Source organism: Microcoleus sp. B4-D4 (assembly GCF_036705185.1).
GTDB lineage: Bacteria > Cyanobacteriota > Cyanobacteriia > Cyanobacteriales > Microcoleaceae > Microcoleus.
In genome coordinates this window covers 120,217-147,133 of the sequence record NZ_JAUBTX010000002.1, presented here as the reverse complement: position 1 = coordinate 147,133, position 26,917 = coordinate 120,217, and the positions used below count along the sequence as shown (strand labels likewise).

The window sequence follows — 26,917 nt, the reverse complement described above, 5'->3', positions numbered from 1 at the left end:
GGCTGCAAAACCTCGGCTTTTACAGGGGTTCAGTCACCGGAGTTTTGGATGCTCAGACGAGAGATGCCCTCGATCGAGCTCAGAGCAGTTACGGCGTTAGCAGTGACGATTTGTTGAGTCAAACTTTTTAGGGACTTGCGGACGCTACATCAAACAAATCGGGTTTCTAACTTCCGAGTCATTCGTCAAATGATGTATTTGCCTTAAAAAACCGGTTTCGGCGTAACTGCGATCGCACTTGCGCCGATTTTTTGTTAATTATTGTAACAATCTGTACTTGAAACGCGAAAATAGTGTACCTTCACTCGATTGACTCCAGAATGTTGTGGCCGTTTTCGGCGATCGACTTCGGACAAGACCAATTGCTCGAAACCAAAGACGGCCATCCCATCCGTAAAGCTTCGTGACACACCGTATGAATAGTTAGCTGGCAGTCTAGCAGGTGCAATCCAGACTTTTCAGCTTGCTTCATACCTGTTTTCAAAATCGAATCGTTGTTAAATTCGATCGTTCTGTTGCACTGAACGCACACTAAGTGGTGGTGGTGGTGGGGATAAGGCTGATTTATTTCATAATGCTTGTGACCTTCTGCTAGTTCTAGTTCACGGAGCAGGCTCATCCTTGCCATTAACTTTAAAGTTCGGTAAATGGTGGACAAGCTAATGTTTTCTCCGCGATTTTTTAACAAAGTGTACAAATCCTCGGCACTCAGGTGATTGCCTTTGGGGAGGTTTTGAAAAACGTGCAAGATGGTTTCCCGTTGGGGAGTCATCCGCCAGCCTTTGTCATTGAGTTCGGATTTGAATGAAGACGCGGTGTAAAGTGCCATTATGACCCTCTCAAGAAAGTCTGCCTATTGACAATCATACACAACGATCGAGATATTGTGCAAATATCCGAGCTTATTGAAAAAAGGTTGAGGAAAAAATTTATTTTTTGATATTTTTCGATGGCAAATAGGCCCGAAAGCCCCAGACAGAAGACATAGAAATCCTTGAGAAGTAGAAATCAATACTTCTGCTTTCCGTCTTCTATCTAGATTCAGAAACCGACAGTAGATGCACGCCCATTAATTTAATTGAGAGACTCCAGATAATCACGGACTCGGTTGCGGCGCTTTGGTTGACGGAGTTTTTGCAACGCTTTAGCTTCTATTTGACGGACTCGCTCGCGGGACAAGTCGAGAGCACGACCGATTTCTGCCAGAGAGTAGGGGTGTCCGTCGCCCAAACCAAAGCGCATCAGAATTACATCTCGTTCGCGGCTGGTCAAATCAGCCAAAAGTTGCTGCAAGTCGCGGTGCAGAGCTTCCCGCATCAGCATTTCTTCTGGGGAGATGCTGTCTGTTTCGAGCAAGTCGCCCAATTCTGTATCTTTTTCGTTGCCCACTTTAGTTTCCAGAGAAACAGAGCGCGGGACTCGCAACAAAACTTCTCGGACTTGGGATGGTGTCATTTCCAGCTCGATCGCGATATCATCGATGGTAGCTGTCCGACCTTTTTCTTGAGAAATTTTGCGCTGGGCTTTTTTGATTTTGTTAAGTTTTTCGGTGATGTGAACGGGGAGGCGGATGGTGCGGCTTTGAGTAGCTATCGCCCGCGTAATTCCCTGCCGAATCCACCAGTAGGCATAGGTGCTAAACCGATAGCCCCGCGTCGGGTCGAATTTTTCGACGGCTCGCTCCAATCCGAGAGTACCTTCTTGTATTAAATCTAGCAACTCTAAACCGCGATTTTGATATTTTTTCGCTACCGAAACAACCAGGCGCAGGTTCGCCTTAATCATGTGGTCTTTTGCTTCGATGCCTTCAGCTTGAATTCTTTCTATCTCCTCGACAGTCATCTCTGCCAATTCTGCCCAATGGCGCTTGCCTTCGGACATAATTCGTTTTAGTTCTGGCACGTCGCCTACACCTGCTGTTAATGCCCAGCGTTCCAGGGAAGGCTTGTGTCCCAACTGTGCGGACAGGCGATCGCGCACCTCTATTACATGAACGAAGCGCCCAATTAGCCCTTCTTCCTGAGAGGCGACGGTACTGCGTAATTCCAGTAGTTTGATATAGCGCTGAACTTTTTGAGCTTCAGAAACTTCTTCGTCTCTACCTAAGAGACGAACGCGACCGATTTCTTGTAAGTAAAGGCGCACTAAATCCGTAGTGCGGCGGCTGGCATTTTTTTGCAATTTGGATGCTGTCTCTGCATCCTCAATCTCTGCTGCGCGTTGGTCGATGAGTTCGTCCCCAGCTTCTTCAGCATCTTCATCCAACACATCTACATCTTGCAATGGATTGACTTGCAGTTGTTCGTCGAATTCAGCTTCAGCGTAAAAAGAGGTGGCTGGCATAGTGATTTTCTCAGTTGCTCCGGGTGAAAAGATGCTACGCTTAGCGGCTATTTATAATTATGATGCCCGCTTTATTAAGACGAACCATCACCGCTGTTTGTTTCTTTACTAACTTTCGTGACTTTTTTTGCTGTTGTTCGATCGAACTTTGGCAGCCCCACTTCTTTTACAAAGATTCAGGAAAACCCTAAGAACTTTCTGATGTAACAGGTTGAAGGCCAGAAAAGTGCGTTGTACTTCTTTGTTTGTATAGCTAGTATAGATAGTGACAGGCTAAAAACAAGTGACGTTCGTCAGAAGTTAAGTTAATCTTCATCACCAATAACCTGGTTCCCGATCACTTCGGAAAATTAAGGATTTTTTTAATAAAACTTTATATAACTCGGCGGGATTAACTAAATACCTGCTGTGGGTGGAAGTTTAATCCCTTGCAGAATATGAGGTTCAGAGTTGATCTTATTTTCAATACCGAGTTGCGGCTGACGAAAAAACCGGGTTTCCCGACAAAAATTTAGGATTTAAACTGATAATTTGAGGAAAAAACTCGCTCGATCGAGGTTTTTTGCCGGAATCGCTTTTTTTGAGGAAACAGCAGCCGATAATTATTTTGCTGTTGGCTGTGGCTTCTGGTTCAACCTCACCCAAGAGAAACGGCATCGGAAACCGAGTTTTTTGCACTCGCGCTTGGAGGACGGAAAAAGCTGGTTGTTCCTGCTGTTACCGGAGGTCGATCGGGTTTGATACGGCGTGCGCTAGATTAACCGCACTATTTGGATCGCGCGTGCGGACTTCAGTTTGTTCTCAGACTGCGGAATTTAGTCCGCACTACAAACCCTTTTTTGATGGTAATCGATCGGACATGATATGAGCTAGTGTCCGATCGATCGCCAGTGCACCGCGAGTTTAAATTGCTAGCGCGGGTAAAGTTTCATCAACTCCTTCACCTGTTCGGCGTGATACGAACTGCGAGTTAAGGGAGAAGCAACAACTTGCAAGAATCCCAAAGATTCGCCAAACTCTCTCCAAGCATCAAACTGTTCGGGCGGCACAAAACTTTCTACATTCAAGTGCTTTTGAGTCGGTTGCAGATACTGTCCAACTGTCAAAATATCGCAGCCGACAGCCCGCAAGTCCTGCATCGCCTCCCGAATTTCGCTGTCTGTTTCTCCCAGTCCCACCATGATGCCGGATTTGGTGTAAACTCCCGGTGCGATTTGGCGGCTGCGCTGTAACAGTTCGAGCGTGCGATCGTACTTTCCTTGCGGCCGCACTTTCCGGTAAAGTCGCTTTACGGTTTCGGTATTGTGGTTGAGTACATCGGGGCGGGCTGCGAGAATAATTTCTAAAGCTTGCCAGTTGCCGCACAAGTCGGGAATCAAAACTTCTATAGTTGTATCGGGCATGGTCGATCGCACCGCTTGAATGCACTCGACAAACACAGACGCGCCTCCATCCGGCAAATCGTCCCGGTTGACAGAAGTAATCACAACGTGATTAAGTTTTAGCCGCTGCACAGCTTGCGCCAATCTTTCGGGTTCCGTCGGATCTAAAGCTTGGGGCTTTTTCTCAAAATCGATATCGCAGTAAGGACAGGCGCGGGTACAAGCCGGGCCCATAATCAAAAATGTCGCAGTACCCGCGTTGAAGCATTCCCCAATGTTGGGGCACGAAGCCTCTTCGCAAACCGTATTCAGGGATAAATCCCGCAAAATTTCTTTGACGTTGCCGACGCGCTCCCACTGGGGGGCTTTAACTCGCAACCACTGGGGCTTAACTGTCACGTCTGTCTCCGCCTGAGTAGTGTTTTACTAATTATTATATACGAGCTTGCTCAATTTTGACTTGAATGTGATATCGTAAAATGTGATGACTAAATTCGGGATGTAGCGCAGCTTGGTAGCGCACCTCGTTCGGGACGAGGGGGTCGCAGGTTCAAATCCTGTCATCCCGATTTTAAAATTAAATTTGATATTCTGCAGCCAGTAAGTTTGTTTCGGGCGATCGTCCGGCTGTCTATACTTGTACTGAGCTGAAATTGTCGATCGGGCTGTTCATCCCCCTTGACTCTAAAAATCAACTGTAACGGTTATTTTTGCAAAGCAATGTAGAGAATAATGTATCAAGATTCAGAGCAGCAGTAGACAGTAGAGAGCAAGTCTGAATATTCTCTCTTTGTTGAGATTCGAGACTGTGTTTGATTGTATGTACTCGAACCTGAGAAATTTTACCAAGGTTTGAAACCAGAGGCAAGTAAAAACACTGCCATAGTAATTCTTAACGATTTCTTAATCAATCTTTACACCTTGAGGTAGATGTATTAATAGCTGAATAGGCTTACAATTGTAACCAATATATTAATTGTGAAATTTATCCAAAAATCGGAGGAGATTCTAGTGCAAAGAAGTGGCAAAGCCTTCGGCTCCTGTTCTCGCTGCGAAACAGTACCCCAAAAAATAGAGGGTCGCGGAGGCTTATACCTGTGGTTTCCAGTGTCGCACACGCTGAACAAGGTTATTTCTGCACTGAGGGAGACAAAACTTGAATTCCAGCTTTTAGAGGAGAGCAAGTGTTTGTACATTACCCTGGAGGGAATAGCAAAAGAAAACTTTAGCGCCCTAGCAGCCTCGGTGTTGACAAATCAAGAGTTGAAAGAAACAAAAGTTTTGTGGATGCGCGAAGTTGAACAGCCGAAACTTAGCGATTTTTATCGCAGCACTTCCTTAGACTCTTTTATTAACTTCAACAAGTCTGACTGGCTATTAGATTTATTGTCCCAAGAACGCATTACTACACATTTTCAGCCCATTGTTTATACCTCAGATACTTCTAAGATTTTTGCCCACGAAGCGCTACTCCGAGGTATTGACGAGCAAGGAAACTTAATTCCTCCGGGCCGGATTTTTGGTCAAGCTGAATCAGCAGGTATAATTTTTCAACTAGATGCTTTAGCCCGGACTCGCGCTATTCGCGAAGCCAACGTGCACCAGCTCAAAGAACTACTTTTTATTAATTTTTCTCCTACTGCTGTTTACGATCCCGCTACCTGCCTGCGAATGACAGTGCAGGCTATTGATGAATCGGGAATTCCTCACAGCAATATTGTTTTTGAAGTAGCGGAATCTCAGCATCCTCCTGATATTGATCACTTGATTAAAATTCTGAGTTTTTACCGAGAAGCGGGATTTTTAATTGCCCTGGACGATTTTGGCAGCGGTTCTTCTAATTTAAATTTGATGCACCAGTTGCGGCCGGATTTTCTGAAGTTGGATATGCAATTAATTCGCAACGTTCATCAAGATTTTTATAAGGCACTAATTACTGAAAAAATGTTAGAAGTTGCCGCTCAATTACAGATTAAAACTGTTGCTGAAGGTGTGGAAACTGTGGAGGAATTGGAGTGGGTGCGACAGCGGGGAGCGGATTTTGTTCAAGGTTTTTTGATTGCTAAGCCTTGTTCTCCACCCATCGCAGTTACCAAATATATTGGTGGCGTAGAAGCTGTTTCTTTGTCTGGCTAAACGCTCAAATTTGCTCTTTTCCAGGTTCTGCCTCCAATAAAACAAGACAAGTGCGAGGCAGAGCCTCTAGATATTCATTACCAGGCAGAGCCTGGTAACGAGAAATCAGAAAATCAGAAAATCAGAAAATATTAAACGCTCAAATTGCGCCGCAAAAAGCTTTCTAGGGATTCCATTCTCATGTTGTAAATTGACTCCAAGTTTTGTACTTCTTCGGGAGTGCAGAAAAACTCGTTACCCAACAATACCCGCAAAGTTCCTAAGCTTTTTTGAGCTTGAGGATTCAACAAACCCAAGACATTTCGCAAGCCGTCAAACACAACCAAGGGCGGGTTAATTACCACAGGTTCGCGATTGAACAAGCGTCCGAAAATCCGGGCAATGTCGTCTCTGCTCAGAACATCGGGGCCGCCGACTGCTAAAATTTGGTTGCGCGCGCCTTCGACTGTTGGCGAGTCTGCGGCAATCTTTGCTAAGTCGTCGGTACTGACAACAGAGGTGCGGTTTTTGCCGTCGCCAATCAGCAGGTAAAGTCCGGTTTCTCGAAATCTTTCTGCTAGCGGTAATAAGCTGGAAGCAAAACCGGCAGGCCGCAAGATTGTATAATTCAATCCGCTGTTTTGCAGGTATTTTTCAACTTCTCGTTTGGCTTTGAATACTGCGGAATCTTCGTATCCGCGATCGACTCCCAGTACAGAAATAAAGACAAAGTGCTCAACTCCGGCTGCTTTGGCGCAGTCGATCAGTTCTATGTTAGCGCGGTAGTGTACTGCTTGAACGTCGCCGCCAGTACCGTGGGTGCTGATGATGTACTGCACTCCTTGGCAGGCTTTTTTAATATCTTTGTCTTGTTTCAAGTCGCCGATAAAAATTTCAGCGCCTCGGTTTTCTAGTTCTGAGTAGCGAGATGCGAGGCGAACAAAGGCGCGGACAGGCTTGTCTTGCTGTCTGATTTCTCGTACTATTCGGCGGCCTAGTGAGCCTGTTGCTCCGGTTACTAAGAACATGATTTTTGTTGGTTGTTATGGGAGAAGAAAGTTCGGCAGCGGATTTTGTAACGGATGTAACGGATGGAATGAGCAATTTTCTGCAAGGGGTTTTAGAAACTCGGTTGCTTGATTTTCTAGTTGCTAAACCTAAGATTTATCGTAGAAACCGGGTTTCTTTTGCCAAGCATCGCTTAGGATTATAGAAAGAAACCCGGTTTCTTAAATTTCTGGTTGTTAAACCTAGGATTTATCGTAGAAACCGGGTTTCTTTTGCCTTAATCTTATTTATAACTCACAATTCAAATTTCGACAATTACGGGGGTGTGGTCGCTGGGTTTGATTAATTTTCGGGGAGCAATATCTATTGTACAGTTTTTTGCTTTTTCGTACAGGGAATGGCTGAGATAATGGTGGTCGATTCTCCAACCGTTGTTGCGGGGAAATGCGGCGGCGCGATAGTCCCACCAGCTATAATGGCCGCCTTCTGAGGTGAATTTGCGGAAGGGGTCGTTTAATCCTAATTCGATGATTTCTGTTAGTGCTTGGCGTTCGGCTACTGATAGGCCAACTGAGTTTGCAGCAGCTTTGGGATTGTGGATATCTCGATCGTCCGGGACGATGTTGAAGTCGCCGCAAATACACAGGTTGGGCGATTTGTCTAGTGCTATTTTGAGGTATTCTTGCAGCAGTTTGAGCCAATGCAGTTTGTACTCATATTTCTCGCTACCGACTTCGGAACCGTTGGGAACGTAGACGGAGATGATGCAAATATCGTCGATAACCCCGGCTATGAGGCGTTTTTGTTCGTCGAAGCTGCCGACGGTTTCGGTGCCGAGAAGGGGGGAAAATCCGGTGCTGATTTGTGACATGGGCGATCGGCTAAAAATGGCGACGCCGTTGTAGGATTTTTGGCCGGAAATGTAACAGTTGTAGCCGAGATTGGTGAAGGGTTCTAGGGGGAAGTCTTTGTCTGTGACTTTGGTTTCTTGCAAGCAGAGAATGTCTATTTGGTTGGTTTGCAACCAGTTAGTAACGTGTTCGATGCGGGTGCGAATTGAGTTAACGTTCCAGGTGGCGATTTTCATTTTTTGTTTGTTATGTACTCTCTGATTGCTGGCTCGATCGTGAAGTGCGATCGCCCGTTTTGCTTGACTGTTTCAACTAATGACCGTCGTCCTAAAGATTGCATGACTTTCAAGAGTTCTGGCGGTGATAGTTGCAGGTTGTCTGGCTTTTTTGAGATGTCTGCTGGTTCGATCGCACTTGCTAGCCAAGAGATAACTTGTTGTTCGGATGCGGTTAGGCGATCGCACTGCTGCTGCAATAGTGATTCTAAGTCACCTAAAAACAGGGTATCATAGGAGAGGAATTCGGAAACGCTGCCGCCGAACAAGTCTTGAATTAATGTGGCAATTATATTTAACCATAAGGGATTGCCTCGGTAAAGGTCGATTAGTTGTGACCATTTTTCCGGTTCTGCTAATCCTTTTTCTCTGAATATTTCTTGTGCTTCCGGGCCTAAACCGTTGAGTTGCAGAGATTTGCAGGGGCGGTTTTCGCCTTCTACTGCGGCGATTTCTCTGGGTTTTTCCCAACTCAGGAGGATTAAACAACTGTTGTGGGATGATTCTGCTATTTGTTTGAAGAATGCGCCGTAATTTTCATAGCGTGGTTGGTAAGTTCCTGCGAGTTGTCCGCTGCTGAAGATGGTTTGGATATCATCGAGGATTAGGAGACAGCGGTGCGATCGTAAATAGTTGATTACCCCCCCCAACCCCCCCTTGCTAAGGGGGGGAGAAAGAGGTTGAATCTCTTCGCCGCGCCCGGGAGAAAGAGGTTGAATCTCTTCGCCCCCCCTTGATAAGGGGGGGTTGGGGGGGTTAGTTTCTTGCTGCTGGGAGAGGAATTTAATTAAGTCGGTTTGGAGTGAAGCCAGCGGTGGCGCGTCGCGGAGACTTCGCCAGATAATGCGATCGAATTCGTGTTGAATTTGTGGGATTAGTTGGAGTGTTAGGGCGGTTTTGCCAATACCGGATAAGCCGTATATGGTGATGAGGCGGGTGCGGCCTAAAATCCAGTTTTCGAGGGTGGAAAGTTCGGATGTGCGGTTATAGAATAGGTTGGGTTCTGGTGCATCACCTAAGTCTAAATGTATTTTAGGTTCGGAATTGCTGATTTTTTCGTTAAATTTATCCTTGTCTTGCGCTTCAGGTTGTGAGACTTTTGGAGAGTAAAAAGTATCTGCGGAGATGTTACGAATATTAATACAGCCATTCCCGACGAGTGAGACATTGGAAACTCGTAAATTTTCCAGCTTTGCTCTAAAATTTGCTTTACATACTTGTTCCTCGCCTAATGCAACTGATAAAAGTTTCCATAATTTGAAGCCAACCTCTTTAACGTATTTCTCTGAACGGTTGTGATGCTGTGCAATTTCTTTATATTTCTGATTGTTCCAAGCGCCACGTAGTATAGCTTTTTGCAGACTATCTAAGTGTTTTTCCGTAGTAGTCAAAGCTAGATTGTCAGTAAATTTTAAGGCATCTTCAATATCCATTAGTCACGTAGATGCAAGGGTTTGACTTGATTGTAACCCAACTAAACATGACTTTTTCGGTAGCAACCAGCTAAATGTTACTTTTTATGGCCTAGTTGGGATGGAAAAAAACTACTAAATATGACTAAATATGGCTTGACAAGCTTTGGTATTTAGGGAAAGATTTATACTTAAGAGAGCAAAAGATTATGCTAAGCGCTACTTGTATCTACCTGTTATGACACAACCGAATATTCTGGAACTCGCTAAACAGGGAGATGCAAAGGCGATCGCGCTTCTGCTGAACCGCCAGCTACAAGGCAAGGGCATCACCGCCGCAGCTTCCCTTAAGGATGGTTGTTTACAGGTGATGCTGGAAGCGACAGAAGCGCCTAGTCAGCAAGCCCTAGCCGGGTGGGTGAGTAAGTCGATCGCTGGTTTGGGGGCTGCATCGATTGAGAAAGTGAAGGTTTACGGGCGACAGACGGGGGCGAAGGTGCCGGCGTGGAGTCAAGAGTTTGAAGTGGCGGGGCTAAAGTTGCCTGTCGCAAATGTCACAGACGGGCGGGCAAGTTCTAGTGATCATACGGAGTCAAATCAGCTTAGTTTGAAGGAACGGGCTAAGCTTGGGGATGTGGAGGCGATCGCATCTCTGTTAAATCTTCCGTTGCAAAATAAGGGAATTACGGCGACTGCGAGTTTGCAAGATGGTTGTTTGCAGGTGATGTTGGAGGGCGATCGGGTTCCTGATGAGGAGGTTTCTATCAGGATTGTCCGCAGGGAGTTGACGAATTTGAAGGCGGGGGCGATCGCTTCTGTGAAGGTTTACGGGCAGCAGGCGGGTGAGGATTTTCCGGCTTGGAATCGAGAATTTGAGTTGATGGCACGAGCAAGTCCATCCTCCCATAATCTAGGAGTGAATACTACAAATCGGCTTTCTGCTAATAATTCGTATGCAGAAACAAGCCAGGAGCAATCCTCAATACAAATTCTTAATGAAACCTCAACAGAACTATTATCAGACAATCAATGGAATGTTGCATTTATAATCCTGAGTGTAATAGCATTCTTCATGCTTTTTGTGAATCACACCTTGGCAGTTATTATAGCTATTGCAGCAAGTATTGCTTATGTAAAATATCAAAATACTCCGAGTGGGAAAGCTGCTGCTGCTAAGCGACAGCTAGAAGCTTTACAAAAAGCTGAAGAAGCTTTACAAAAGGCTGAAGAAGCTGAACAGGAAAGGTTAAGGCAGGAAGAACAAAAAAGAATCTTGATCGAGGCAGCTCAATCCGAAGCTAAATTATTAACAACTAATCTGGCTCATACAGTCTTAGATGAATTCAGAAAAGTTGATGCTAGAGTCAGCGTCGGTGTCAGCTATCTGAATTTATCAAGTGTGATAGCTCCAGCTAAATTGGCCACTCAGAAGTTTGAAAAATCCAAGGATTATAAAATTTGCCCATACTTAAGTGAGCTTATAAATAAAAATATGTTGTATTATGAAATATCTCATGAGTGCTTTCAGAGGAACGTAAATAATAAGTTTTTTAATCAAGACTTAGAGCGAATTATACACGCAGAATTCCCTGAGCTAAGAGGTAGCCCTATTTATGGAAGTTTTGAAAAAATTGTCAGTACAATTTGGGGGAAAGCCTCTAGCTATTCTGATGAAATAGAAGCAATACTTGAATCATCAGACACGGAGTAATCAACCATTATGAGCTTAGAAAATTGGGCGACCAAAGCAGATTTTAAGATTGCTCCTAAAAGTATGTTTAAGCAACTTAAAGGAAAGTAAATTATCTATAACCTTGAAAACCTTGTCAACGATAAGGATCATGATTTCATCCATGAACATTCAAAATTTCAAATTCATTATTTACTCATAAAATAGCTATGACTGACTATCCTCTAAGCGCCAATATTTACACAGATCACTCTAACATGGACATTAGTGATATTGAAGTGAGTCATCAATTATCATTTAGCCATATTAAAGCAGCAGCTCACTTTGCAAAGTTAAGTTATAAAAAAGAAGATGAGTATGATGACAGCCAACCTTCGTCAGATTTGCGTGACGAACATAGATCCTATGTCATAGGTTCCATAATCACTGCGGTCTGCTATCTTGAGGCTACAATCAACGAATTGTTTACAAATGTAGAATATATTTCCCGTTCTAATGAATGGAGCCCTGATGTTACCCAAAAAATGAATGAAGAGTGGGATAAGGAACGAAGCTTACAACTTATAATAAAATACGAAAGGGCTCTTTGTATAGTGAAATCAGAAAGCTTTGATAAAGGAGCAGAACCTTATCAATCTGCTGCTTCACTCATTTTCCTACGGAATGCTTTAATCCACTATAAACCTGAGTGGATTGGAACTGGAGAAAGTTATAATAAGACGCTTAATGAAAAATTAAGGCAAAAGTTAGAGAAGAAAATCAAAAAGCTTAACCCAATGACACAAGAAGGAAGCCTTTTCTTCCCGCATCGGTGTCTGGGATATGGTTGCGCTAAGTGGGCTGTGGAATCTTCTCTAAACTTCTCTAATGAGTTCTTTTCTAAAATAGGCTTACCTTCTAACCTAGATCAAGATTACCAATTAAGTTTGAACTTACCAGAGATATAAGCTCGCTCCCTAGATTCTGATATCCTAGTTACTACAAAAGCGCGATCGCCCTTACATCCCAAATTGTCCAAAAGTGCGATCGCCCCTCACTTAGATTATTTAGAGAAAAAACGACCCGAATAATATTTTTTCATCGATTCTTGAGAAATAATCGCATGACAAGATTCGTCTCTGGGTACATCCCCTCTCGCTTCCAGCCAAGGCATTTCACTGCAAATCATTCGTTCCAAAGTTTCATCATCATACTCAAAATATGCCTCAGCAACTTCTTCGATAAATTGCCCAATTTTTTGGGGAAGTTTCGGTTGTTCGATTTTCTCTGTAATTTGTTCCCAACTAAATTCGCGTTGATACTTCTCTAATAAATCAGGAATCACCGGCCCGTGAATCCATGCTTGAAAATCTGCATCAAATAGCGGCTTACCGTAAACTCCTAAATACCAAGCTTGAGCGTAGTACATGAGTTTTTGTAGCTTGTAGACGTTGATTGCTACATCAGTTTGCGCGGCTAACCAGATGAAAGCATTTGCAATATCTCGATCGCTAAGTTTGTCCGAATTAGCTGGAACCGCAACAACTTTCAGTTGACCTTCGCCTATCTGTTCCAATAGTTCAGAAACCGACAAGTTAAATTCTCCGGCAATTTGCTCAACTCTTTGCCAGACTGGAGAACTTACAGTTATTTGATATTCAGTTGTGATTGAGGTAGCTTGAGTCATGGCAGTTCTGAGAGCTAACTTAAATAATTGTAGCAAACAGTGCAGAATAATTACGTAAAGGCGATCGCCCTTACGTCCCAATTTGTCAAAAAGTGCGTGAAGCGCAGATATCCCGTAGGGAATCGCCCTTCTTTCCCCTGTGCTTGTAAAAAATTTCCATCTGAGATAAACTAGGAAAGAGAAATCAAGCAACCTCTGATGATGGAAGCGAAAACCATAATGAAAACTCAAAGCTTCACAGCCATCATTTACAAAGAAGAAGATATGTATATTGCCGAATGTCCCGAAGTCGGCACAGTTGACCAAGGCGAAACCATAGAAGAAGCGATCGCCAATCTCAAAGAAGCTACAAAACTCTATCTCGAAGAATGTCCCTTACCAAAAATAAGTCCCAGGTTTGTAACTAGCATAGAAGTTAGCTATGCCTAGATTGCCCAGAATATCAAGCCTAGAAGTAATTAGTGTATTAGAACGTTTAGGCTTCTATCAAGCTAGGCAAACGGGTAGCCATATTGTCCTCAAAAAACCTCTCCCAGACGGAGAAATTGTTTGCGTTGTGCCACTCCACCGCGAGTTAAAAATTGGTACACTCAGCGGTGTTCTAAAGCAAGCCAAGGTCACACCTGATGAGTTTATCGCGAATTTATAACTGTCAATAACCCGGTTTCTCTGATACGCGATCGCCCTTACATCCCAAATTGTCAAAAAGCGCAACCTCTGGGAACTGTATCATTCAAACCAACTCCGACACACTCAGCCGCCCTTCCACGGCTTCATACTCATCCTCTAAAAGCCAATACTGTGCCTCATCATAACCCTTACTAAAAAACACAACCTTATAACCCTCAGCCGGATTTTAGATCCGACAATTCCCCTCGCGTCACTTTTTGTTTCAAACTTCCCTTGCCATTTGTACTCCACATCCTCATCAATTGTCGAAAATGTAATATCCCGCCCTCAGCCATTTAACGAAACACCATTCGCTATTTTTGTCAACCTCAAAATTCCCTTAAACACTTCAATTTTGCCAACACCAGACACCCCAACCAATAAGGCAAAATCAGAAAAATAGATTAGTTCAAAAAGCCACTTTCAGAAAATATAAAAAATCTACTTTATTGATGCTCATTTCCCCCTCCAATCCATTAATTGTCAGCGTCCATCAGCCAACATCTGCGGTTAAAAACTAACATAATTTTGTCGCCACCAAGCCCGCACAAACTTAATCTCCTCAAACGTATAACATTCTTGTAAAAAATCATAAATCGCTCTCAACCGTTCATCTCCAATAACTTCAATAGCGTGTACAATAGCCTGCTGGCGTTCCGATTCCACCAACAAATTTATATCAACTTCCCGGCCCGTATCCATCAATTCTACCAAATGTCCCGCAATAGTATTCTGGCTCATCCCCCGCATTTCTGCGATAACTTCTACAGTCACACCTTGCTTGTGCAATTCCCAGGTTTGCATCTGCGAATAAGACGGAACATTAGCAAGATTGGGAGGATTAACCACATCAGAAGGTGCAGCACCTGTGGATAATCCTTGTTCTTTGCAAAAAGTGTGAATTGCCTCTAAAAAAACCTTGCCGTACTTATTTCGTTTGTTGCTACCAACGCCGTAAACATCCTCAAATTCGGTGAGATTTTGCGGGCGTTTTTCGGCCATGTCTCGCAAGCTTCTATCGGCAAAAACTACGTAAGGTGGCACAAATTGTTCGTCGGCAATTTGTTTTCGCAGCGTGCGAAGTATGGCAAATAAACCTTCGACTTCTACAGCCAAAGACCGCACTCTTCCCTGTACTTCCCGCTGTGCTTCTATGGCAATTTCAACTGTGCGCTGGCGTTTCATGATTTCCCAACTTTTTTCGTTGAGTTTTAAGATGGGAAAACCGTCGGTTTTTTCGTCTAACAAACCTTGATTGATCAGCGAACGGCTCAATCTTTTCCAATCCTCTGCACTTCTGTCTTTGCCAATGCCGTAAGTAGAAAGTTGCTGGTGCTGGTATTGCAATATTTTTTGATTTTTTGAGCCGCGCAGTACGTCGATAATATGATTCATGCCGAATTTCTCTTGGCATCTCGCGATGCAGGAAAGAAATTTCATTGCTTCTATTGTCCAATCTTCAACTGGTTTTTTGTTGCAACAGTTGTCGCAATTGCCACAATTGCCGGGAAATGAATCGCCAAAATAATTTAATTGGACTGTGCGGCGGCACTCGCTGGATTCTGCATAGTTAATTACTCGCCGTAACTGTTGGCGGGCTATTCTTTGTTCTTGTTCGTCTGGTTTTTGCTCGATGATGTATTCGATGGTTTTGACATCGCCGAATCCAAAAAATAAGGTGCAGTGGGATGGTTCGTTGTCTCGGCCTGCGCGGCCTGATTCTTGATAGTATCCTTCGAGATTTTTGGGTAAGTCGTGGTGAATTACAAACCGCACGTCGGGTTTGTTGATTCCCATACCGAAGGCGACTGTTGCTACCATTACTTGTACGTCGTCGCGAATGAAGCGGGTTTGGTTGGTTGTGCGATCGCTATCGCTCATGCCGGCATGATAGGGTAAAGCTTGGATGCCACTTTGTTGCAATTTGTAGGCAACTTCGTCAACTTTTTTGCGGCTGAGACAGTAGATGATTCCTGAACCGCCTTTTTTTTGGATGATTTGCAAAACTTGGGCAAAACTGTGTTTGGTTTTGGGGCGAACTTCGTAGTATAAATTGGGGCGGTTGAAGCTGGCGACGTGGATGTAGGGATTTCGCAGATTTAGCTGCTGGATGATGTCTTCACGGACGCGCTCGGTGGCGGTGGCGGTGAGTCCCATAATGGGGATGTTTGGGTAGCGATCGCGCACTCGCTGCATTTGCCTGTATTCTGGTCGAAAGTCGTGTCCCCATTCCGAAACGCAGTGGGCTTCGTCGATCGCAAATGCCGAAATTCCTAACTTTTCTGCTACTATATCCAAAAACGGCAAAAATCTTTCACCCAACAATCTTTCGGGCGCAACGTACAGCAATTTAATTTTACCTTCGAGAATTGCTGTTTGGCGCGATCGGGTTTCCATCGCGCTCAAAGTGCTGTTAAGAAAAGTCGCCCCAATGCCATTATCCTGCAAAGCTTCCACCTGGTCTTGCATCAGAGCAATCAGCGGCGAAACAACCACAGTCAATCCCGGTTTCAACAAAGCCGGTAATTGAAAACACAAAGACTTGCCACCGCCAGTCGGCATGACAATCATCATATCGCGTTTTTGTAAAGCAGCTTCGACAATTTCCCGCTGCCCGGTGCGGAAAGAGTCATACCCAAAAAAATGTTTGAGGGATTGTTCGAGGGATGAGGGCGCGAGAGATGTTGGCGGATTCGACCCTGACATTTGCAGTAATTGGTTGTTGACTTCTACCCTATTCTAGGTCTTTTGAGCACAAATACAGTTACAATATTTGAGAATCTAAATTTAACCAGAGAAACCGATGCCGAAAGCAATTTGGAATGGTGCCGTTTTGGCAGAAAGCGATAAGTGCGAAGTTGTAGACAACAACTATTATTTCCCGGCGGATGCAATCAACCGCGAGTATTTCAAAGATAGCAGCACTCACACTACTTGCGGTTGGAAAGGTGTTGCTAGTTACTACAGTGTGGAAGTCGGCGGCGAAGTGAATAAAGATGCTGCTTGGTACTATCCTACTCCCAAAGATGCTGCTAAAAATATTGCCGGATATGTGGCTTTTTGGAAAGGAGTTAAGGTAGAGGCTTGATATCAATTCCGGTTGAATTCAGAAATAATTGTTGACTGTTGACTGTTGACTGTTTAAACATTTGGACATTTGGACAACATCAATGCGATCAGAAATAACTGTTGACTGTTGACTGTTTGGACATTTGAATATTTGAATATTTGAACAATACCGATGCAATCGGAAACGATATCACACGAGTGGATGAGTTAAAAATTTGGGGCGGGTTTTGTGCGACTTTTGCACTTAAGCCGCCCCCTCAAATTTTAATCTTTTGTCCAAGCAGCGGCTGCTTCCCATCCCAAACCGCGGCGAACGATAGTCGGTTCGCTTTCGGTCAAATCGAGAATGGTAGAAACACGATCTTTGGGATCGGAATCATCATCGACAATGATATCTACTAACTTTAAAAAACAATCAAAAAGTTCAGCTTTGCCAAAGCTTTCTTCTTTTCCAGACGGCGCTGGTGCTGTACCTTCTTCATCAGTGGTAATGTGAGCGGATGTGGAAACAATTGGATTTCCCAAGGCTTCCACAAGTGCAAAACAAAGCGGGTGGTCGGGAACACGAATACCTGTGGTTTTGCGTTTTGGACTCATTACCAATTTGGGCACTAACTTGGTAGCTGGTAGCACAAATGTGTAGGGGCCGGGGATTAACCGCTTGATAATTCGATATGCTTCATCGGTGACACTCGCATACTCGGTGATATTTGACAATGAGGAACACAGGAACGTTAAAGGCTTATCGTTGGATAGTTGCTTGATCCGCCTGACTCGTTCTACGGCTGATTTGGAGTTGAGATCGCAGCCGATCGCGTAAACTGTATCTGTGGGATAAAGCATCACTGCTCCATCTTTAAGAGCTTTTGCAATCTTCTCGATTCTGTCTTTTTGGGGTGCAACTGGATGCAGTCCGTAAATAATTGCCATGTTAAGATTTTGTAGGCTAAGTGGGCGATCGCCAAATGTGCTAAAACAATCAATGTTGAAAATTAATTGCTAATAATGAATAAAATAGCTTATTTTGACTGTCCCACCGGCATTGCTGGCGATATGTGTATCGGAGCCCTACTCCACGCGGGCGTTCCCTTAGACTACCTAATCGAAAAACTCAACTTACTCGGCATTTCGACTGAGTACCAATTGCGGGCGGAATTAGTCCACCGGAATACTCAACAAGCAACTAAATTTTATGTCGATATAGCTGCCGATTTGCCCTTAAAATCAAACAATCCGGCTGCTGACTCCGCCCTCGATCCCTCGGAAACTGAATCGCCGACTTTCGACAACCGCCACCACCACCATCACGGGGAAGAACATTCTCACAGTCACGGCGAAGCAGATGCCGAAATTAGCCACAGTCATCAGCGCCATTTGCCAGAAATTGAGCAGATTATTGTCTCTGCAAAATTGCCTCCGCGCGTGGAAGCTTGGAGTTTGGCCGTATTTGGCAAATTGGCAGATGCAGAGGCTGCAGTACATGGTATCCCCGCAAGCGAGGTTCACTTTCACGAGGTGGGGGCTACGGATGCAATTATTGATATTGTTGGTACTTGTTTGGGTTTGGATTGGTTGGATATTGACGAGTTTTACTTTTCGCCGATGCCGACTGGTGGCGGCACGGTGAAGGCCGCCCACGGTAAGCTGGCTGTGCCCACGCCTGCTGTGATGCGGTTGTGGGAAACGCACCGAGTGCCGGTTTATAGCAACGGGATCGATCGCGAATTGTGCACTCCTACGGGAACTGCGATCGCCTGTACTTTCGCTGCTGCTTTTGGCCCGCCGCCGCCGATGCAGCTTCGGGCGATCGGATTGGGTGCGGGTTCTCGAAACCTGGCAATTCCTAATATTTTGCGCCTCTGGATTGGGGAGAAGGAAGAGGGGGAGAGGGGGAGAGGGGGAGAGTGGGAGAGTGGGAGAAAGACGGCTACTAATTCCCAATTCCCCATTCCCGATTCCCAATTACCGATTACCAATTCCATAGAAACTATTGCGGTATTGGAAACGCAAATTGATGATTTGAGTCCGCAGGCGATCGGCTATGTTTTTGATGCTTTATTTGCGGCCGGAGCTCTGGATGTTTTTACTGCGCCAATAGTGATGAAAAAGTCGCGGCTGGGGGTTTTGTTAACTGCGATTTGTCATCCCGAATTTCAGGATGCTTGCGAAGCAGTTATCTTTCGCGAGACTACTACTCTGGGAATTAGAATCTCGACTCAACAAAGAACGATTTTGGATCGAGAAATCAAGAAAGTTACAACAGAATACGGCGAAGTGCAAATAAAAGTTGCTAAGTCTGGACAAACGATTGTTAACGTGCAGCCGGAATACGAAGATTGCGCGGAAATTGCCCGACTTAAAAACATTAGTTGGCGCGAAGTTCACCGCTTGGCGCTGCAAAGTTGGTACGATCGCACTTAATCAGTTCGCGATCGCACTCCGACAAAGAAACTGGGTTTTTATACCGAATCTGCGGGGCACAACGCAGTATTTTCGTAAAAAACCCGGTTTCTGACTGGATAAATTCAGCAGATTAACCGCAGCATAATCTGTCGGGTTTGCTTTTCGATCGCGCAACCAAGCTAAAATATTGCCGAGATGCTGTTTGAGTTGAAATTGCAGTTTCAAAATGGGTTAATAGACGTTCTATTAAAGGATACAACATCAGTTGAATTTATGAGTCGCCGATCTAGTCTTGGGTTTGGGATTCAATTAAAACATGAGTTTTCATGAGTTAAGTTTGTTTGCGATCGTTTATTGCTCAGCAGTTTGGAGCAAGCGTTCTCTGACATACTCGACGATCGCCGGTTGTAGCATTAAACTTGTTGATGCGGTATCATTGAGCGATCGCCGATCTTCGATGAGCGATCGTTCAGCCAGCGCCTCCAATGCTTCCATCAGGTGCCTTCCAGAAACTTTGGGCAAAATTTCCGCTTTTAACTTCGCAGGGGTCGCTCCTTCTTGATTAATGGCGATCCAGTACATAATTTTTTGTTGCAGGGGTGACAAGCGATCGAACTGGCGATCGAGCAAATCCCACAAATCGCTAAAAACAGTATTTCCTTGCACTAAAAATGCGTGAATATCACCGCCAAAAAGTGTTTTAATAGTCGTTGCAGCAAGTTTGAGGGCGAGGGGATTGCCGCCAAAGTAGTTGACAATATCTTGACACTGCAATAGCGTTGCCTTTAATCCTTTAGCCGCGAGGATTTGCTGGCATACTGGCGGTGAAACTCCGAATAGTTTGAGCGATCGCACGGGTAAATTTTCGCCCGATCGCAAAGCAAACCCGCCCGGTTGTTCTCTTCCGGTTAAAATCAGACAACTTCGGTGCGGTTCGTCAGCAATGCGCGCCAACAACTGTCGGTAATCTTCATAGCCTTGTTGATATTGTCCGCTGCGATTTCCACCTTGCAAAATCGACTCCAAATTGTCGAAAATTAACAAACAGCGTTTTTGCCGCAACTGTTCCATGAGAGCATCAATAGAGTGGTTGTTTGTGTGTTCTGAATTAGTTAAAATCGGCAAAATATTGCTGAGGATAACATCTAAGGTTGGTGCTTGCTGCAAACTCCGCCAAATCGCAAATTCAAACTGAGATTGAATTTGCTGAGCGAATTTGACAGACAGAGAAGTTTTGCCGATACCGCCAAGTCCAAAAATACCGATCAGACGAGTAGAATTGCCGCTAATCCAAGTTTCTAATGTTTCGAGTTCCTGTTGTCGGTTGTAAAATTCGGAAACATCGATCGCTTCTCCCCAGTCTTGGATGCAGTTATCTGATGCGCGGCCATGCTGGTAGCGGCGCAAGACTGCTTGCAGATTTTGCTTTGAGACTTTTTCGCCGATGATTTGAGAGAGATTTCGCCACAAATGCGAACCGACGTGTTTGATATAGTCAGGTTCGTAAAGTAAGCTATCGGCTATCTCTTGATAAGAGTGTCCTTCCCAAGTTTCCAGAAATACGAGGGATTGAATGTCATTGAGTTTTTGCTTTTTCTTAAGAGATTGTAACAGATGGTCGATTAGGGCGATCGCTTCTTCTGCTGTCATAGTTGTTATTTTGATTGATTAATTCAGTAGATTTACCGATTATTCTGAGTGGGGGTTGCTTTTCAGGATAGAAAACAAATTTACTTAATTAACCGCAACGTAGTCCCTTTTATATTCGGCGGTTGAAACCAGGTTTACACAAACAAAGTCCGCCAATGCGGACTAAGAAGTAAGAGGGATATTTAAGCCGGATTTGGGAAGAGGTTAATTCCACAATCTCAGATGTCAAATCTCAAATCGATTGAGTGAATTTACGTAAGTTTACACAACTATGTCACTTTTTCTCACCGGCAGGGCGATCGGGGTGGTTTATTCTTTGAGTTAAGGCAGAGCAGAAGTCGCTCAGACTGTTGAAATTTAAACTTCATTCAAGACATTGACACTAGAGGAAAAATATGAAACCTTCTAACGAATGCTTTGAACTAATCAAAAAATGGGAAGGACTCCATAAAAAGCTTTCTGATGGACGGATTAAAGCATACCTAGATCCGGTTGGGATTTGGACAATTGGTTATGGCTCTATTGAGCATTTGGATCTCAATAGACCGATTGTAGAGGGTGATATTATCACCCGAGAAAAAGCAGAGCGATGGTTACAGATTGAAGTTGGGGAAAAAGCAGAAGATGTTGAACGTTTATGCAAAGTTTCGCTCAAGCAGTGTATGTTTGATGCTCTTGTTTCCTTCACTTACAACATCGGGATTGGTGCATTCGGTGAGTCAACTCTGTTGCGGGAGCTAAACAAAGGCAATTATGAAGGAGCAGTCAGGGAATTCGATCGTTGGGTACATGGTGAAGATAATGGCACAAGAAGACCATTCCCAGGATTGGTCAATCGTCGAAACGAGGAAGAAGCTTTATTTCGGCGCGATGGTTTTTCAGATATAGATCCAGCAATAGGTTTTGTCACAAAGCCTAAAGATTTGGCTCAACCGCCGAAGGGAGATTTTCCATATAAACCTGCTCCCGTACCATTACCGTTCACTCGTACTCTTCAGAAACGACATATTGGAGAAGACTGTTACATACTTAATTGCGCTCTAGCAGGACTCAAATTTCTTCGTTTAGGTTCTCAGCCTAACGAATTTACTGACATTACGGAGAGCGCAGTCAAGCTTTTTCAAACCCGCGAAGCTCTTAGCCGAGTTGATAGTAAGGTAGGTCCAGAAACGAGGAGGGCTATAGAGAATGCTCTCAAACGTGCGCGTGGAGAGATATCTGTACATTCATCTGGGCTAGATGGAGGTGTATACTGCCGTCTCACACGTACAGGAAGAGATGCCTACGAAGGACTTAAACGGTGCAAACTAGATTTCGTAAATCCTCAAGGGAATGTAGTTGTTGATTCATTAGATGTTATTTCTGGCGTACCGGGTGCTCAGAGCTTTTTAATGTGGGATGATCCTGAAAGTCAACCGGGCAATCTGGCACCTATCCCACAAGATAACTACTACATCTCGGATATCGACTGGGCTGGTGGCAAAGACAATTACTCTGCTTCACACCCCATAAATGGAGATGGACTTGGACCTGTATGGGTACCTCTTGTTAAATCGAAAGAGCGTTACGAAAGTTGTGAAAAAAAGGGTATTGGCTGTCGAGATGCCTTCGGCTTTCATGCTGATTGGAACTGGATTCAAAGTGGTAGAAGTGCAGGCAGTGAAGGATGTGTGTGTGCTACTACAATTGATGATTTGATAAAACTTGTGAAATTGCTCCGCAAGTACGATCCACGCCTGTTAGTTGTGGACTGGGGACTGTAGATATTTTTAAACATTTAGGAGGTTAATCAAATGCCACATTCTTCTAGCCTTGAGACTAAACCAAATTTTTCTAAACACGGAAAAGAGTAAGTAAAGTTGAGTTAGATGGATGATTAAAGCAGTCGGACGGCGTGCTTATAAAATCTGTTGTGCTGACTGTTCTCAGCATCAGGTGCATCTACTTCAAATTGGTGCAAATTTAAAAATGAGAGGAGAATAAAAAATGCAATCTCAATCTTCACTTGAGGACAAAAGACAAGATTTAGAGAATGAAGTTAAGGAATTAACTCAAGAAATGACTAAGCTCAGACGAATCAATCGGAACTGGGATGGAGGTTTGACAATTACCACGATCGTTCTTACTTTAATAATTACCCTTTTGTCTACCTGGGATCGAATAGACGAGCAAGACAAAAAGATAGCTACTGGCATTCTAGGCGGAGTTATCGTTGCTATTCAATCAATTGGAAACGCATTTCCAGTTAAACAAAGGGCGGGAGCGTATCGTATTCTTCAAGCGCAAGCTAATAATTTGTTGACTGATGTTAAGTATGTAGAAGGTACAGAAGAATTGAAGGCTATTGAATCTCAGTTTTATTTATTAAGAGGTGATGCAGCAAAAACTGAAAGCTAATAGATCAAATTATGGCGTTTTTGTTAATTTTTAGCAAGAAGTAGAGCCATAGATTGAACGCACCCAGTCACCCATTCATCTCCTCACCAAATAATAGGAAATGAAGGTGAAAACTGCGATCGCTCTTTCCCCCTTGTTCAGCAATAAATAAGTTATGACTTAGTTAAATTTTAACCTTTAAGGTAGCCAATAAAAGAACATATTTTTCTAGCCTTGAGACTCAACCAAATTCTTCTGAACACCGAAAAGAGCTTGCCGAATTTTTCCAGGGCAATAATGGCAAATACTCGACAATACGAGCCATGAGTTTTATTGCGCTGATTGCAGCGATTGTGTTTGGCACAAGCACAATAACTAGCAATGATTCTGAGGTAAAATACATTACGAATGCTTTTTTAGTTGCTGCTTTCGCGCCAAAAGCTGTTCAAAAATTTGCAGAAAATCTGTAAGCAAAGTTGACTAAAATGGATGATTAAAGCCCTCGGCGCGCATCTAAAATTTGTTGTTGCAATTCATCGAAAGCGGGGATTTTTGAGTTACGATCTTTCTCAAATATCGCCCTTATTTGCTCCATCAGCTCGATCGCCAGCGGTACGCCAAGCTGCAATTGCTCCAAAACCTCCCGCTGAGCAAAAACAGCTTCCGGTGTTCCTTCTAGAATCAATTTTCCGCGATCCATCACAAACACCCAATCAGCCCAGGAGTAAATGAAATCTAGATCGTGACTTGCTAAAAGGATAGTGGTTCCGGCTGCGTGAATTTGTTGGAGTAAACCGACCAGTTGTCGCGTGTGACGCGGATCGAGATAGGCCGTAGGTTCATCTAGCAGCAGCAGTTTGGGCTTGAGAACCATGATATCGGCGATGGAAACGCGCTTTTTTTGCCCTAAGCTGAGGTTGTGAATTGGTTCGCGGGCGAGTTCGCTTAGATCGAATTGCTCGATCGCCTCTTGCACCATTCTCGCAATATCCGGTTCTGACAAACCCAAATTGTACAATCCGTAAGATATATCTTCTTCTACCGTGGAAGCTACTAATTGGTGTTCGGGATTTTGAAAGACGAGTCCGATTTGTTGGCGCAGTTGCGTGAGAGATTTGCGATCGTAGCGAAAGGGTTCACCTTCCCAGCGAATGATTCCCTGTTGCGGTTGGTACAAACCATTTGCTAGCAGGAAAAAGGTGGTTTTGCCGCAGCCATTTTGACCGATCAGCCCGCAGCGCTTCCCGGCGGGAACTTTGAGGCTTAAGTCCTGAATTGCTACTCGCGAACCGCAGGGATAGGAGTAGAAAGTGCGATCGAATTCGAGAATTGGGAGTGAGGAATTAGTCATTTGTTATTAGTCATTTGTTATTTGTTATTAGTCATTTGTTATTTGTTATTTGTTATAGTAGCAATCCTCACATCATTTGTATAATTTATTGTAGGAACAATCCCCCGCTCGGTTTCCCCGATCGAGGGTAGGCATTATTGGCACTACCTACAAATTTTGTGAATCATTTAGGATTGCTATAGTCATCAGTCATCAGTCATCAGTCATTAGTTATTGCTTGCCACTAACAAATAACAAATAACTGATCACAACTGTCAACTGTCAACTGTCAACTGCCAAAGTTGAATTTCATAACAAAGATGCTCTTCAAAAAGTTGACTCGCCTCCAATCCTTCAACCACCAATTTTTTAAACCAGCGGCGAAATATCCAGCGCAGGAATTTGTGAATGGGCGGAACGGCGATAGAAATCAAATCTGCCACATAAATCATTGTGTTAAGTCCATACCTGCGGAAAGTATCGACATATAAATCAATTGTTGGTACAATATGAGCAGAAATATCCTCAGCTTTTACTAAATTAAACCCAGCTTGCAACAAGGCCGCATTAAGTTCTTTGACAACATGACAATTAGAAAACATTCCCTCTGTATAGTTAGGATTAGAGCGCATCATATCAGCAAGTAGTACGTAGCCTCCAGGATTGAGGACAGCCGCAGCGCCTTTGGCTATATCGACAGCAGACATATATTGGCTACTTTCGCTAAAGAGAATCAGATCGTAGGAATGGGTGGCTTTGAAGTCTTCAAATCTGGTGAGGTGGAAGATTGCCCGATCGCCCGTACACTTAAGAAAGCGCTGTTGTTGGAACGGATCTGGTGCTAGCCCTTCCACTGCAAAAGCGCGATCGAGCAAATAAGCCGCATTTCCGCCAATCCCGCACCCAACATCCAACACAGTCTTAATTTCTTTAGGAATAAAATCCAAAAGTTTATCTGTGTAAGCTTGCTGAGCAAAACGCAGCCGCCCGATAGTGAGATCCTCAGCCGGCACAGGTAGAGATTTCCAATAACCGTAATGAAGATACGGCGAATCCGTCAACCCCAAATAGTAATTCAGCGCCGCATTTTGGTAGCGAGTCACTTTAGAAATAGAGATTGATTTTTGCTTCGACATTGAGAAAGTTAGATTAATTTAAGGATTTCCGGGAGGGTTAAAATTCTTCCCAGCCCTTGCATACCTGTTCATAACACTGAACTGCCAAAAAAGCAAACTTTTGCAACAAATTGACATCAAAATCACAAAATTCCATCAGCGTTCATCTGTGTTTGTCTGCTGATATCTGCGGTCAAAAAAATCTCAATCTAACTAACCTACGATCGTCCCATTACAGTCGGCCGACAGCGCCGGATTTTCACCCAACTTTCCCCCAAACGTTCGATCGCCCTTCGCCATCACAGCCGCTCTATCTGGCGAGATAATAGCACTATTAGAGCTCTTTGACACCAGACTGATGCTGCACGGGCCCGCATTCATTCATTTTTCATAATTCTTTCATTCTTTGTGATTTTGTGGTAAAGTCAAAAATGAAACGATTATGAAAAGTAGTGGCGGTCGATCGTACCGCCAGCAGAAAACTGTAGCGAAGTTCACTTGGAATTTTTGAATATATGCGGAAAAACCGTCAAATTACCCTAAATTTCCCTCTCCCCCTCCCGGACTCTCCCCCTAGTAAAAAACATCATCTCCTAGGATTCGGGCTGTTGCTAGCAGTTTGTCTCAGCGGGTGCAACACTCATACGACCCAGCCTCAAACCAACCAAAATCCAGCTTCAGGCCCAACCGCCACCGATTTGAGAAACAAAGATAAAAAAGTCATTCTCACCACCTTCACAGTGCTGGCAGACATGGCTCAGAACGTCGCCGGTGACAAGGCAACTGTTGAATCCATTACCAAGCCAGGGGCGGAAATTCACGGCTACGAAGTCACGCCCAGCGACTTAACACGAGGGCAAAAAGCCGATGTGATTTTAGACAATGGCTTGAGCTTAGAACGCTGGGCCACTCGATTTTATAACAGTTTTCCGAAGGTTCCTCACATTACTTTGAGCGAGGGAGTCCAACCAGTTAATATTTCGGAAGATGCCTATCAAGGTCAACCAAATCCCCATGCTTGGATGTCCCCCAAAAATGCTTTGATTTATGTTGATAATATTCGCAAGGCTTTAGGAAATATCGATCCGGCTAATGCTGCAACCTATGACGCAAATGCGGCAAAATACAGTGAACAAATTCGGGCGATCGACGAAAAACTCAAACAAGCTATTTCAGCCATTCCCCCGGACAAACGCTACATAGTAAGTTGTGAAGGCGCTTTTTCTTACATTGCCAACGATTACGGTTTGAAAGAAGTTTATATTTGGCCTGTCAACGCCGAACAGCAATCCACACCGAAACAAGTCGAACGGGTGATTAATACAGTCAAAGCAAATCAAATACCTGCTGTATTCTGCGAGAGTACCGTCAGCAACCAAGGACAGCTTCAGGTAGCCAAGGAAACAGGCGCAAAATTTGCCGGGGTGTTTTATGTCGATTCCCTCTCTCCAGCGGAAGGCCCAGCATCAACCTATCTTAAGTTACTTGAATACAATGTCAATACTTTGATAAAAGGGTTACAGGGAAAGTAAGGAAGAAGGAAGAAGTCATTAGTCATTAGTC

Annotated in this window: 24 protein-coding genes, 1 tRNA gene and 1 pseudogene; 13 read left to right on the top strand and 13 right to left on the bottom strand. The window is 44.1% G+C overall.

The genetic code is table 11. The annotated features are described in order from the left end of the window. Window positions 1–2 precede the first annotated feature (2 nt). Window positions 3–131 (top strand): peptidoglycan-binding protein, encoded by a 129-nt coding sequence (locus QUB13_RS30365; RefSeq protein ID WP_442922125.1) that lies wholly within the window; start codon window positions 3–5, stop codon window positions 129–131. 170 nt (window positions 132–301) lie between these two features. Here the strand turns inward: QUB13_RS30365 and QUB13_RS02415 are convergent, their stop codons facing one another. Together QUB13_RS02415 and sigC are read right to left on the bottom strand one after the other, a co-directional pair. Beyond that, window positions 302–829: a transcriptional repressor gene (locus tag QUB13_RS02415; protein ID WP_333092774.1), complete on the bottom strand. Its 528-nt coding sequence runs from the start codon at window positions 827–829 to the stop codon at window positions 302–304. Between the two features lie 245 nt (window positions 830–1,074). Next, on the bottom strand, window positions 1,075–2,343 hold the full coding sequence (sigC, locus tag QUB13_RS02410) for an RNA polymerase sigma factor SigC (RefSeq protein ID WP_194010915.1): 1,269 nt from the start codon (window positions 2,341–2,343) through the stop codon (window positions 1,075–1,077). A 531-nt stretch (window positions 2,344–2,874) separates the two neighbouring features. Between sigC and QUB13_RS02405 the strand changes: the two genes are divergently transcribed. Continuing rightward, a complete protein-coding gene (locus tag QUB13_RS02405) occupies window positions 2,875–3,084 on the top strand; it encodes a hypothetical protein (RefSeq protein ID WP_333092773.1) in 210 nt (69 codons plus the stop codon). Between the two features lie 170 nt (window positions 3,085–3,254). Here the strand turns inward: QUB13_RS02405 and lipA are convergent. Beyond that, window positions 3,255–4,130 (bottom strand): annotated as a pseudogene (gene lipA, locus QUB13_RS02400) (lipoyl synthase); the annotation flags it as partial. 90 nt (window positions 4,131–4,220) lie between these two features. Between lipA and QUB13_RS02395 the strand changes: the two are divergent. Together QUB13_RS02395 and QUB13_RS02390 are read left to right on the top strand one after the other, a co-directional pair. Beyond that, window positions 4,221–4,294: transfer RNA gene (locus tag QUB13_RS02395), tRNA-Pro, on the top strand. Between the two features lie 409 nt (window positions 4,295–4,703). Beyond that, the gene (locus QUB13_RS02390; protein WP_333378552.1) at window positions 4,704–5,861 is read left to right on the top strand and encodes an EAL domain-containing protein; all 1,158 of its coding nucleotides are present in this window, start codon (window positions 4,704–4,706) and stop codon (window positions 5,859–5,861) included. A 131-nt stretch (window positions 5,862–5,992) separates the two neighbouring features. Here QUB13_RS02390 and QUB13_RS02385 read toward each other — a convergent pair whose 3' ends face one another. The 3 genes from QUB13_RS02385 to QUB13_RS02375 form a co-directional block, all read right to left on the bottom strand. Beyond that, on the bottom strand, window positions 5,993–6,868 hold the full coding sequence (locus QUB13_RS02385; protein ID WP_333378550.1) for an SDR family oxidoreductase: 876 nt from the start codon (window positions 6,866–6,868) through the stop codon (window positions 5,993–5,995). 281 nt (window positions 6,869–7,149) lie between these two features. Then, window positions 7,150–7,935: an exodeoxyribonuclease III gene (gene xth, locus QUB13_RS02380; RefSeq protein ID WP_333378547.1), complete on the bottom strand. Its 786-nt coding sequence runs from the start codon at window positions 7,933–7,935 to the stop codon at window positions 7,150–7,152. Further along, window positions 7,932–9,407 carry an ATP-binding protein gene (locus tag QUB13_RS02375; RefSeq protein ID WP_333378544.1) on the bottom strand — a complete coding sequence of 492 codons (1,476 nt, stop codon included), beginning with the start codon at window positions 9,405–9,407 and terminating at the stop codon, window positions 7,932–7,934. The genes xth and QUB13_RS02375 overlap by 4 nt, the downstream gene beginning before the upstream one ends. 217 nt (window positions 9,408–9,624) lie before the next feature. Here QUB13_RS02375 and QUB13_RS02370 point away from each other — a divergent pair, with 217 nt between their 5' ends. Beyond that, entirely contained in the window at window positions 9,625–11,097 is a 1,473-nt protein-coding gene (locus QUB13_RS02370) for a hypothetical protein (protein ID WP_333378541.1), read from the top strand. Between the two features lie 188 nt (window positions 11,098–11,285). Then, window positions 11,286–12,023, top strand: a complete 738-nt coding sequence (locus QUB13_RS02365) for a hypothetical protein (RefSeq protein WP_333378538.1) — start codon at window positions 11,286–11,288, stop codon at window positions 12,021–12,023. A gap of 95 nt (window positions 12,024–12,118) precedes the next feature. Here the strand turns inward: QUB13_RS02365 and QUB13_RS02360 are convergent, their stop codons facing one another. Then, window positions 12,119–12,934, bottom strand: a complete 816-nt coding sequence (locus QUB13_RS02360) for a Panacea domain-containing protein (RefSeq protein ID WP_333378535.1) — start codon at window positions 12,932–12,934, stop codon at window positions 12,119–12,121. 27 nt (window positions 12,935–12,961) lie between these two features. Between QUB13_RS02360 and QUB13_RS02355 the strand changes: the two genes are divergently transcribed. Then, window positions 12,962–13,171 (top strand): type II toxin-antitoxin system HicB family antitoxin, encoded by a 210-nt coding sequence (locus QUB13_RS02355; protein WP_333378532.1) that lies wholly within the window; start codon window positions 12,962–12,964, stop codon window positions 13,169–13,171. Continuing rightward, complete coding sequence (locus QUB13_RS02350) at window positions 13,164–13,391, top strand: type II toxin-antitoxin system HicA family toxin (protein WP_333092764.1); 228 nt, start codon at window positions 13,164–13,166, stop codon at window positions 13,389–13,391. The genes QUB13_RS02355 and QUB13_RS02350 overlap by 8 nt, the downstream gene beginning before the upstream one ends. Window positions 13,392–13,921: 530 nt before the next feature. On the opposite strand, the gene recQ is transcribed toward QUB13_RS02350, so the two are convergent. Beyond that, window positions 13,922–16,117, bottom strand: coding sequence for a DNA helicase RecQ (gene recQ, locus QUB13_RS02345; RefSeq protein WP_333378528.1), 2,196 nt, complete (start codon window positions 16,115–16,117; stop codon window positions 13,922–13,924). Between the two features lie 97 nt (window positions 16,118–16,214). Between recQ and QUB13_RS02340 the strand changes: the two genes are divergently transcribed. Next, on the top strand, window positions 16,215–16,499 hold the full coding sequence (locus QUB13_RS02340) for a DUF427 domain-containing protein (RefSeq protein WP_194012269.1): 285 nt from the start codon (window positions 16,215–16,217) through the stop codon (window positions 16,497–16,499). 245 nt (window positions 16,500–16,744) lie between these two features. Here QUB13_RS02340 and QUB13_RS02335 read toward each other — a convergent pair whose 3' ends face one another. Then, a complete protein-coding gene (locus QUB13_RS02335; RefSeq protein WP_333378524.1) occupies window positions 16,745–17,410 on the bottom strand; it encodes an L-threonylcarbamoyladenylate synthase in 666 nt (221 codons plus the stop codon). A gap of 75 nt (window positions 17,411–17,485) precedes the next feature. Here QUB13_RS02335 and larC point away from each other — a divergent pair, with 75 nt between their 5' ends. Continuing rightward, complete coding sequence (gene larC / locus QUB13_RS02330; RefSeq protein WP_333378521.1) at window positions 17,486–18,901, top strand: nickel pincer cofactor biosynthesis protein LarC; 1,416 nt, start codon at window positions 17,486–17,488, stop codon at window positions 18,899–18,901. 333 nt (window positions 18,902–19,234) lie between these two features. On the opposite strand, the gene QUB13_RS02325 is transcribed toward larC, so the two are convergent. Further along, window positions 19,235–20,533 (bottom strand): NB-ARC domain-containing protein, encoded by a 1,299-nt coding sequence (locus tag QUB13_RS02325; RefSeq protein WP_333378518.1) that lies wholly within the window; start codon window positions 20,531–20,533, stop codon window positions 19,235–19,237. A 395-nt stretch (window positions 20,534–20,928) separates the two neighbouring features. On the opposite strand from QUB13_RS02325, the gene QUB13_RS02320 reads away from it, so the two are divergent. Together QUB13_RS02320 and QUB13_RS02315 are read left to right on the top strand one after the other, a co-directional pair. Continuing rightward, a complete protein-coding gene (locus tag QUB13_RS02320; RefSeq protein ID WP_333378515.1) occupies window positions 20,929–22,296 on the top strand; it encodes a glycoside hydrolase family protein in 1,368 nt (455 codons plus the stop codon). A 223-nt stretch (window positions 22,297–22,519) separates the two neighbouring features. Further along, window positions 22,520–22,930, top strand: coding sequence for a hypothetical protein (locus tag QUB13_RS02315; protein ID WP_333378512.1), 411 nt, complete (start codon window positions 22,520–22,522; stop codon window positions 22,928–22,930). A 472-nt stretch (window positions 22,931–23,402) separates the two neighbouring features. Here the strand turns inward: QUB13_RS02315 and QUB13_RS02310 are convergent, their stop codons facing one another. From QUB13_RS02310 to QUB13_RS02300, 3 genes are all read right to left on the bottom strand, one after another. Continuing rightward, window positions 23,403–24,260 carry an energy-coupling factor ABC transporter ATP-binding protein gene (locus QUB13_RS02310; protein WP_333378509.1) on the bottom strand — a complete coding sequence of 286 codons (858 nt, stop codon included), beginning with the start codon at window positions 24,258–24,260 and terminating at the stop codon, window positions 23,403–23,405. 254 nt (window positions 24,261–24,514) lie between these two features. After that, window positions 24,515–25,375 (bottom strand): class I SAM-dependent methyltransferase, encoded by an 861-nt coding sequence (locus QUB13_RS02305; protein WP_333378506.1) that lies wholly within the window; start codon window positions 25,373–25,375, stop codon window positions 24,515–24,517. A gap of 192 nt (window positions 25,376–25,567) precedes the next feature. Then, the gene (locus QUB13_RS02300) at window positions 25,568–25,705 is read right to left on the bottom strand and encodes a hypothetical protein (protein WP_194012274.1); all 138 of its coding nucleotides are present in this window, start codon (window positions 25,703–25,705) and stop codon (window positions 25,568–25,570) included. A gap of 164 nt (window positions 25,706–25,869) precedes the next feature. Here QUB13_RS02300 and QUB13_RS02295 point away from each other — a divergent pair, with 164 nt between their 5' ends. Next, window positions 25,870–26,886 carry a metal ABC transporter substrate-binding protein gene (locus QUB13_RS02295; protein WP_333378501.1) on the top strand — a complete coding sequence of 339 codons (1,017 nt, stop codon included), beginning with the start codon at window positions 25,870–25,872 and terminating at the stop codon, window positions 26,884–26,886. Window positions 26,887–26,917 lie beyond the last annotated feature (31 nt).

What these genes read in the sequence shown, in the direction of transcription:
- QUB13_RS02415 (WP_333092774.1), bottom strand. Translation starts at nt 829, where the DNA reads ATGGCACTTTACACCGCGTCTTCATTCAAATCCGAACTCAATGACAAA.
- sigC (WP_194010915.1), bottom strand. Translation starts at nt 2,343, where the DNA reads ATGCCAGCCACCTCTTTTTACGCTGAAGCTGAATTCGACGAACAACTG.
- QUB13_RS02385 (WP_333378550.1), bottom strand. Translation starts at nt 6,868, where the DNA reads ATGTTCTTAGTAACCGGAGCAACAGGCTCACTAGGCCGCCGAATAGTA.
- xth (WP_333378547.1), bottom strand. Translation starts at nt 7,935, where the DNA reads ATGAAAATCGCCACCTGGAACGTTAACTCAATTCGCACCCGCATCGAA.
- QUB13_RS02375 (WP_333378544.1), bottom strand. Translation starts at nt 9,407, where the DNA reads ATGGATATTGAAGATGCCTTAAAATTTACTGACAATCTAGCTTTGACT.
- QUB13_RS02370 (WP_333378541.1), top strand. Translation starts at nt 9,625, where the DNA reads ATGACACAACCGAATATTCTGGAACTCGCTAAACAGGGAGATGCAAAG.
- QUB13_RS02365 (WP_333378538.1), top strand. Translation starts at nt 11,286, where the DNA reads ATGACTGACTATCCTCTAAGCGCCAATATTTACACAGATCACTCTAAC.
- QUB13_RS02355 (WP_333378532.1), top strand. Translation starts at nt 12,962, where the DNA reads ATGAAAACTCAAAGCTTCACAGCCATCATTTACAAAGAAGAAGATATG.
- QUB13_RS02350 (WP_333092764.1), top strand. Translation starts at nt 13,164, where the DNA reads ATGCCTAGATTGCCCAGAATATCAAGCCTAGAAGTAATTAGTGTATTA.
- recQ (WP_333378528.1), bottom strand. Translation starts at nt 16,117, where the DNA reads ATGTCAGGGTCGAATCCGCCAACATCTCTCGCGCCCTCATCCCTCGAA.
- QUB13_RS02340 (WP_194012269.1), top strand. Translation starts at nt 16,215, where the DNA reads ATGCCGAAAGCAATTTGGAATGGTGCCGTTTTGGCAGAAAGCGATAAG.
- QUB13_RS02335 (WP_333378524.1), bottom strand. Translation starts at nt 17,410, where the DNA reads ATGGCAATTATTTACGGACTGCATCCAGTTGCACCCCAAAAAGACAGA.
- larC (WP_333378521.1), top strand. Translation starts at nt 17,486, where the DNA reads ATGAATAAAATAGCTTATTTTGACTGTCCCACCGGCATTGCTGGCGAT.
- QUB13_RS02325 (WP_333378518.1), bottom strand. Translation starts at nt 20,533, where the DNA reads ATGACAGCAGAAGAAGCGATCGCCCTAATCGACCATCTGTTACAATCT.
- QUB13_RS02320 (WP_333378515.1), top strand. Translation starts at nt 20,929, where the DNA reads ATGAAACCTTCTAACGAATGCTTTGAACTAATCAAAAAATGGGAAGGA.
- QUB13_RS02315 (WP_333378512.1), top strand. Translation starts at nt 22,520, where the DNA reads ATGCAATCTCAATCTTCACTTGAGGACAAAAGACAAGATTTAGAGAAT.
- QUB13_RS02310 (WP_333378509.1), bottom strand. Translation starts at nt 24,260, where the DNA reads ATGACTAATTCCTCACTCCCAATTCTCGAATTCGATCGCACTTTCTAC.
- QUB13_RS02305 (WP_333378506.1), bottom strand. Translation starts at nt 25,375, where the DNA reads ATGTCGAAGCAAAAATCAATCTCTATTTCTAAAGTGACTCGCTACCAA.
- QUB13_RS02295 (WP_333378501.1), top strand. Translation starts at nt 25,870, where the DNA reads ATGCGGAAAAACCGTCAAATTACCCTAAATTTCCCTCTCCCCCTCCCG.